General features: G+C 57.9%; 1 protein-coding gene. It reads left to right on the top strand.

Annotated features, from left to right (window positions below):
- Nucleotides 1-1,165: hypothetical protein (locus IMZ11_RS42380; protein WP_228649200.1), on the top strand; the 1,165-nt coding region annotated here is incomplete at both ends.

Here is a 1,165-nt window from a genome sequence, read left to right as displayed (position 1 = left end):
AGGATGCCATCAACAATCGGCTGGCCGCACAGCGAGTCGTGTTCTGGCACGACCCTTCCGGCGAGTACGACACAGACGTCGATGCGCTCGAACTCGGCGCCGTGAACGTCATTCGAGTGCACGGCAACGAATTCGGTGTGAAGAGCACGATCCTCGCCGATCAAGTCACCAAGCACCTCGTCTATCGCTCCGGTGAGATACTAAGGGGCACAGGCAACTGGCTACTGGACCTTGAGTTGGCCTACGGGGTCTTCATCGCAGACAAGACCTCCATGCTTCAACAGGAACTCGGGTTTGAGGAGCCCGCGCTAGCTGCCGTCATCGAGCAACACCAGAGTTTCTTCGGCGCCAACTCTCGAAAGCTCGCACTGGCAAAGCTTCTTGCCCCAGGCGACGACGCTGCGAAGATGCAGGCCAAGATGTCCCAGGTTCTCGTGAAGTCCTCGGGACACACGCTGACCGACATAATTCGTGAACTCCTCGCCGAGAACGCCGCAAGCAAACGGGCCAAATTCGACGACCTCACGACATTCGGACTAGACCAGTTCCTTTGGGACGGCCTGGCGAAGATTTATAGGTACTCGGGCACTAACCCAACCATCGACGATTTCGTGCTGTGGATGTACAGCAGGGCGATCGAGGACTTCGCGTCAGAAACACCCGGCGAGTTCCGAAACATCCGGAATGACTTCAACAGCCTGCGCTACGACGTTCGCACCCAAGGCATGATGAAGACGCTCGCCTCCCGGGCGGCCGATGCACTTGACCTGAAGTCAAAGATCGAGCACCGCGACTTCCGTGATCTAGCCCCAGTCACGACCTTTGAGGAAATTGATCGCAAGATCATCGTCGATCTTGCGGCCGCAGTCGCAGCTCAGTCGGTAACACCCCGAGAGGTAGCTGAAACGGTGCGGCAGCGCCAAGACAGCCTGTGGAAAGACAAGTACGCCAAGTTGTACGCGGCGACCCAATGCGCCTCCGAGCTCCTTGCAGCCATTGCTGCCTTGCCCAACGCGATCTCATCGATGGAAGCTGGCCTGCAGAAGTACCAGTCCGAGTGGTTCCAAATCGACCAGCAGTACCGCTGGTTCACCTTCGCCTACCAAACCGCCAAATTCCAGAAGCCCCTCGAAGCCCTGAAGGTGGAGGTGGACAAGCAGTATGC

Source organism: Microtetraspora sp. AC03309, assembly GCF_020826795.1.
GTDB lineage: Bacteria > Actinomycetota > Actinomycetes > Streptosporangiales > Streptosporangiaceae > Microtetraspora > Microtetraspora glauca.
This window is presented reverse-complemented; position numbering and strand designations above follow the sequence as displayed.